Origin of the sequence: Saccharomonospora iraqiensis subsp. iraqiensis (genome assembly GCF_000430445.1) — a bacterium.
Lineage (GTDB): Bacteria > Actinomycetota > Actinomycetes > Mycobacteriales > Pseudonocardiaceae > Saccharomonospora > Saccharomonospora iraqiensis.
Genome location: NZ_KE387127.1, coordinates 12,711 through 18,745 on the forward strand (window position 1 = coordinate 12,711; position 6,035 = coordinate 18,745).

At 71.9% G+C, this 6,035-nt stretch carries 6 protein-coding genes and 1 pseudogene; 2 read left to right on the forward strand and 5 right to left on the reverse strand.

What is annotated here, in order from left to right; translation table 11 throughout:
- Together ACTIR_RS24360 and ACTIR_RS0118930 are read right to left on the reverse strand one after the other, a co-directional pair.
- Positions 1 to 232, reverse strand: a pseudogene (locus ACTIR_RS24360) (alpha/beta family hydrolase); the annotation flags it as partial.
- Between the two features lie 22 nt (positions 233 to 254).
- Positions 255 to 1,049, reverse strand: coding sequence for an SOS response-associated peptidase (locus ACTIR_RS0118930; RefSeq protein WP_026455449.1), 795 nt, complete (start codon positions 1,047 to 1,049; stop codon positions 255 to 257).
- A 207-nt stretch (positions 1,050 to 1,256) separates the two neighbouring features.
- Between ACTIR_RS0118930 and rsgA the strand changes: the two genes are divergently transcribed.
- Both rsgA and ACTIR_RS0118940 read left to right on the forward strand, forming a co-directional pair.
- The gene (gene rsgA / locus ACTIR_RS0118935) at positions 1,257 to 2,270 is read left to right on the forward strand and encodes a ribosome small subunit-dependent GTPase A (protein ID WP_026455450.1); all 1,014 of its coding nucleotides are present in this window, start codon (positions 1,257 to 1,259) and stop codon (positions 2,268 to 2,270) included.
- Positions 2,271 to 2,416: 146 nt separating this feature from the next.
- Complete coding sequence (locus ACTIR_RS0118940; RefSeq protein WP_026455451.1) at positions 2,417 to 3,259, forward strand: hypothetical protein; 843 nt, start codon at positions 2,417 to 2,419, stop codon at positions 3,257 to 3,259.
- Positions 3,260 to 3,354: 95 nt separating this feature from the next.
- On the opposite strand, the gene pruA is transcribed toward ACTIR_RS0118940, so the two are convergent.
- The 3 genes from pruA to ACTIR_RS24365 form a co-directional block, all read right to left on the reverse strand.
- Positions 3,355 to 4,983, reverse strand: coding sequence for an L-glutamate gamma-semialdehyde dehydrogenase (gene pruA / locus ACTIR_RS0118945; RefSeq protein ID WP_026455452.1), 1,629 nt, complete (start codon positions 4,981 to 4,983; stop codon positions 3,355 to 3,357).
- Positions 4,984 to 5,038: 55 nt separating this feature from the next.
- A complete protein-coding gene (locus tag ACTIR_RS0118950; RefSeq protein ID WP_411431339.1) occupies positions 5,039 to 5,647 on the reverse strand; it encodes a DUF6912 family protein in 609 nt (202 codons plus the stop codon).
- Positions 5,644 to 6,035: WS/DGAT domain-containing protein (locus ACTIR_RS24365; protein ID WP_034241034.1), on the reverse strand; the 392-nt coding region annotated here is incomplete at its 5' end. The genes ACTIR_RS0118950 and ACTIR_RS24365, both read right to left, overlap by 4 nt.

Sequence of the window (6,035 nt, forward strand, 5' to 3'; positions counted from 1 at the left end):
CGAGCTGCTTCGCGGGAGCCGGGGCCCGTCGCCCGGCGACGCGGTAGGGCTGCTCCACCAGCGCGACGTGCACGTCCGCGGCGCGCGCCGCGCGGGTGACGGTGACCAGGTCCGGGGCCTCGATCCCGCCGCCGGCCCCGTGTCCGAGCAACAGGGCGGCCACGCCCTCGTCGGACCCGTGGACCGAGACCCGGGCGGGGCCGTGCGGGGTGGCGATCTCGGTGACCGTCATCGGCGTGTCCCACCGTGTCCGGTCACTGCTTCGGCAATTCGAACAGGGCGCCGGTGGCGCCGTCGTCGAGGTCGGTGGGCTCGGGCTCCGCCCGCTCGACGAGTTCCGGCCCGTTGTTGCGCACGCTGTTCACCCGGGTGGACACCGGGCGCAGCTCCAGGGTGTCGACCCAGTCCCGCTCCGGCGGCCGGAGCAGGTCGGTCGCGTCGGCACGGTCCGGGTCGAGCCACCCGGCCCAGCGGTCGGACGGCAGCGCCAGCGGCATCCGGTGGTGGATGTCGGCGAGCGGGCCGACCGCGTCGGTGGTGATGATCGAGAACGTGATCAACGGCGGGGAGTCCGTCTCGCCCTTCGGGTCGCGCCAGGTCTCCCACAGCCCCGCGAACGCCAACGAGGACCCGTCGCGGGTGGTGGTGAAGAACGGCTCCTTGCGGCCCTTCCCCCCGTCGGCCGCCTTCCACTCGTACCACCCGTCGGCAGGCACCAGGCAGCGCCGCCGGGACAGCGCCTTGCGGAACGCGGGCTTCTCCCGCGCGGTCTCGGCCCGGGTGTTGATCATCTTCGCACCGACGGACGGGTCCTTCGCCCAGAACGGCACCAGTCCCCAGCGCATCATCCGGAGGCTGCGCACCGGCGGCTCGTCGGCGAGCGGGTTGCCGTCGGCGTCGCGCGGATGCCGCTGGACCACGGTGACCACGTCCCTGGTCGGCGCGACGTTGTAGTCCGGCCCCCGCCCGGAACCGTCCGTGCCGTCGAGGGCGTCGAACTCCCGCATCAACGCGGCGGGATCCTTCGTCGCCGCGTACCGGCCGCACATCGGTCTCCGTCCTCCGTCCTCCGTCCGCCCCGCCGGTGTCCCCGGCGGCGGCACGGGCGTACCCGGGTGTGTCGGTCCACCCGGACGCCATCCTGGCACGGTTGTGCGGCCGTGGCGAGTGGCATGCGGGATCATCGTCGGTGACAGTGTCGCCGCCGTTGTCCCGGCAGGGCACGGCGGCGATCCCGGCCAGGAAGGTGGAACGGTTTGCCGCGCAGGGATTGGCGCACGTTCGACGAGAGCGACGTCCGGGTGCGGCCGGGCAAGGGCTCCCGGCCCCGGAGCAAGCAGCGCCCCACGCACCCGGACGCGGTCGGCGCGATGGTGCTCTCGGTGGACCGGGGCCGCTGGCGGTGCGCGGTCGACGGTGCGGCGGACCGTGTCGTGACGGCGATGCGGGCGAAGGAACTGGGCCGCACACCGATCGTGGTGGGCGATCGGGTGGGGCTGGTCGGGGACACCAGCGGGGCGCCGGACACCCTCGCCCGGATCGTGCGGGTCGACGAGCGGACGAGTGTGCTGCGCCGCACCGCCGACGACACGGACCCGTACGAGCGCGTGGTGGTCGCGAACGCCGAGCAGCTGTTCATCGTCACCTCGCTGGCCGACCCGCCGCCGAGACGCGGATTCATCGACCGGTGTCTGGTCGCCTGCTACACGGGCGGGCTGGAACCGGTGCTGTGCCTGACGAAGGCGGACCTCGCGGACCCGGACGAGCTGCTGGCCTCCTACGCCGACCTGGCGGTGCCGTCCGTGGTCACCCGGTACGACACCGACAACCCCGAGCTGCGGGAGCGGCTGCGGGACCGGGTGTCGGCGTTGGTGGGTCACTCCGGCGTCGGCAAGTCCACCCTGGTGAACCGGGTCGTGCCGGAGGCCGGGCTCGCCACGGGGGAGGTCAGCGCGGTCGGCAAGGGTCGGCACACCTCGGTGGGGGCGGTCGCGCTGCCGCTGCCCGACGGTGGCTGGGTGGTCGACACCCCCGGCATCCGGTCGTTCGGCCTCGCGCACGTGACACCGGACCAGCTGGTGGCCGCGTTCCCCGAGTTCGCCGAGGCGGCCGAGGAGTGCCCGCCGAACTGCGGCCACCTCGGGCCACCGAAGGACCCGGACTGCGTCCTCGACCGGGTCGTCACCGACGGGGACGCCACCCCGGGACGGCTCGACTCGCTGCGCCGACTGCTGCAGTCCCGCGCGGGCACGGAGGTGCCGGAGGGCTGACCGGGGGTACGGTGCCCGCACCGAACCCGATCGCCGGGGCACGCGAGTGGCTGGTGATACGGGTCACGTTTCACCCGAATGGGGAACCGTCCGGCCGGCGGGCAGGTCCGAGCCGGCAACACAGACTCGACAACGAGGGGGCAAGCATGCGCAGATCGGCTCTCGCCGCGGGCGCGGCCGCGTTCGTCCTGGCACTCGCGGGCTGCGGGAACACGGTCGACGGCCGGGCGTCCGGGGGCACCGGTGGCACCGGGGGCACCGGGGGCGATGGCGGGTTCATGAACCTCTCCGAACTCGTCTCCTCGTCCTCCGACAAGGCGTCCGAGGCCAGTTCGTCGCGCTTCAGCATGGAGACGACGGGGATGGGGCAGACGATGCGGGCCGAGGGCGAGGCCCGGTACGCCGGGACGGACACGGCGATGAGCATGACCATGGACGTGCAGGGCCGATCCATCGAGATGCGCCTGGTCGACCGGACGATGTACATGAAGATGCCGCAGGTGCAGGGGGCGGAGCCCGGCACCGGGACGGACAAGCCGTGGGTCGAGATGTCCCTGGACGGCGACAATCCGATGGCCGAGGCCATGGGCGGTGGTGCCGGTATGGCCGAGCAGAGCGATCCGACCAAGGTGCTCGAACAGCTCGAGCAGTACGGCGGCGAGATCGTCGACACCCGGGAAACGACCCTCGACGGTGAACAGGTGACCCGATACACGGTCGAGCTCGACATGACGAAGGCCGCGGCGATGATGGGCGGTGAGCAACTCCGCGCCGAGCCTCAGCCCTCGCAGGACACCACGATCCCCATGGAGCTCTACCTCGACTCCCAGAACCTGCCCCGGCGCATCGAGATGAACCTGGATGTCATGGGCCGGTCGGCCTCCATGGTGATGAACTACAGCGACTGGGGCACGCCGGTGACCATCGAGGCGCCCCCGGCGGACCAGGTCACCCAGTTCGAGAGTGCGGACATGCCCGGCGGCAACTGAACCCCCTCTACCCGCAGGAGCCCGGGGCCCCGGATCACACCGATCCGGGGCCCCGGTCCGTCTGCGGAGGCAGCCCTCCGGTGCCCGCCTCCCGCTCAGCCCATGTGCGGGTAGGTGATGTCGGTCGGGGCCACGAAGGTCTCCTTGATCGCCCGGGGGCTGGTCCACCGCAACAGGTTGAACATCGACCCGGCCTTGTCGTTGGTGCCCGAGGCCCGTGACCCGCCGAACGGCTGCTGCCCGACGATCGACCCGGTGGGCTTGTCGTTGACGTAGAAGTTGCCCGCCGCGTGCCGCAGCGCGCGGTGCGCCTGCTGCACCGCCGCCCGGTCGTCGGCGAAGACCGCCCCGGTCAATCCGTACGGGGCGCTGCGGTCGACCACGTCGAGGATGCGTTCGTAGTCACCGTCCGGGTAGACGTGCACCGCCATGATCGGACCGAAGTACTCGGTGGAGAACAGCGTGTGCGCCGGATCGTCCGACACCAGCACCGTCGGCTCGACGAACCACCCGACACGGTCGTCGCATCCTCCGCCGACCAGGGTCTCCACGGACGGGTCGTCGCGCACCTGCGCCAGCAGGTCCCGGTGCTTGGCGAACGCCCGCGCGTCGATGACCGCCCCGCCGAAGTTCGACAGGTCGGTGACGTCGCCGTAGGTGACCGTCTTCGTGAGGTCGGCGAGCCGGTCCCGCAGCCCGTCGTTCCACAGCGAGCGCGGCACGTAGGCGCGGGACACGGCCGAGCACTTCTGCCCCTGGTACTCGAACGCCCCCCGGACCAGAGCGGTGACCAGCTTCTCGGGGTCCGCCGACGGGTGGGCGACGACGAAGTCCTTGCCGCCGGTCTCCCCGACGATGCGCGGGTAGCACCCGTAGTTGTCCAGGTTGTCCGCGATGGTGCGCCACAGGTGCTTGAACGTCGCCGTCGACCCGGTGAAGTGCAGCCCGGCGAAGCCGGGGTCGGGCAGGGCGACCTCGCTGACGGCCCGCCCGTCGCCGGTGACCATGTTGATCACCCCGGGCGGCAGTCCCGCCTCCTCGAAGACCCGCATGGTGTAGTGGGCGGCCAGCTGTTGCGACGGCGTCGGCTTCCACACGACCGTGTTGCCCATCAGCGCGGGTGCGGACGGCAGATTGCCCGCGATCGCGGTGAAGTTGAACGGCGTGATGGCGACGACGAACCCGTCGAGCGGGCGGTACTCCATCCGGTTCCAGGCCCCGGGGACGGAGTTCGGCTGCTCGGCGAGGATGCGCCGCGCGTAGGCGACGTTGAACCGCAGGAAGTCGATCAGTTCGCAGGCCGCGTCGATCTCGGCCTGCTGCACCGATTTCGACTGGCCGAGCATCGTCGCCGCGTTGATGGTGTCCCGCCAGGGCCCGGCGATCAGGTCGGCCGCCCGCAGGAACACCGCCGCGCGTTCGTCGAAGGGGAGTTCGCTCCACCCCCGTGCCGCCGACTTCGCGGCGGTGACCGCCTCGGCGACGTCGTTGTCCGTGGCCTGCGCGGCCACCCCCAGCACGTGCCGGTGGTCGTGCGGTTGCACGACGTCGAACCGGTCACCGCCGGCGAGCCGGTGCCGCCCGCCGATCGTCTGGGTGAGGTCGACGCGCTCGGCCTCGAGTTCGGCCAGTCTGCGTTCCAGTGACCCGCGTCCCGGGGTCCCCGGGGCGTAGGTGTGCACCGGCTCGTTCGCCGGTACCGGTACGGATGTGACAGCGTCCATGGTGTCCCGCCTTTCCGTTGTTCGTCCGCCTTGTGGGCGGTGCGCGGACACATGGTTACATGAGTTCGAGGAGGAAGGGCAGTTCCTGCGGCGCGTACCAGGCGAGTTCGTGGTCCTCGGCGTCGCCGAGGGCGAGCTCGGCGTCCTCGTCACCCAGATCGGCGTCGTCGATCACCGGCGCCGCGGCCAGCACGGCGCTCTCCGCGTCCGGGGTGTCCACGTGCACCGCGGCCACCGTGTCCAACGGGACGGGACCGGACAGCCGCACGACGGCGTGGTCCAGGTCGGGGCGCAGCGTCACCTCCTCCGGGTCGGCCGAGATGACGACCCGCCGCGGCGGGTGCTTCCCCCCGGCCCGGTCCGGGTCCGCCGGCACACCGTCGGCATCCCCGTCCGTGGCATCGGCACCGTCGGCACCTCCACCGTCGGAATCCCCACCGTCGGCGTCGGCACCGTCGGAGTCCCGCTCGGCCGCCAGCAGCCGCAGCGAGGCCCTGGCCGCCTCGGTGAGCGCGGCGTATTCCAGTTCCTCGGTCGTGCCGCTGGTGTACGACTCGCGCAACGCCGGGGTCAGCGCGAACGCCGTCCCGTTGACGGGGAGCACCTCACCGTGGTCGACGAGTTCCCGGAGCATGCGCACTGTGGCAGGTACGTAGACCCTCACCAGATCGTCCCTTTCAGTTCCTCGAGCGCGTCGGTGACCATGCCGGCGAGGACGTCGACGTCGGACAACGCCTTCCGGTCACCGTTCAATCCGACGTGGACCCCGCCGTCGTACGAGGTGATGCCGACCGCGAGCGCCTGGTTCCGCGCGAGCGGCATCACCGGGTAGATCTCGGTCATCCTCGCAGGGCCCGCGTACCGGGGCCGTTGTGGACCGGGCGAGTTGCTCACGACCACGTTGAACAGGCGTCCGGACAGCGAGCTCGCCGCACGCGCGGCGAGCGACTGCATCGTCGCGGGGGCGAACCCCCCGAGACGCAGCATCGCGGCCGCCGCCACCGACCGGTCCGCGTCCGGCTGGGCGGCCATGGCGTGGCTCAGGTGCCGCA

Excerpts from the sequence above, each read along its gene's own strand:
- ACTIR_RS0118930 (WP_026455449.1), bottom strand. The coding sequence starts at position 1,049 with ATGTGCGGCCGGTACGCGGCGACGAAGGATCCCGCCGCGTTGATGCGG.
- ACTIR_RS0118940 (WP_026455451.1), top strand. The coding sequence starts at position 2,417 with ATGCGCAGATCGGCTCTCGCCGCGGGCGCGGCCGCGTTCGTCCTGGCA.
- pruA (WP_026455452.1), bottom strand. The coding sequence starts at position 4,983 with ATGGACGCTGTCACATCCGTACCGGTACCGGCGAACGAGCCGGTGCAC.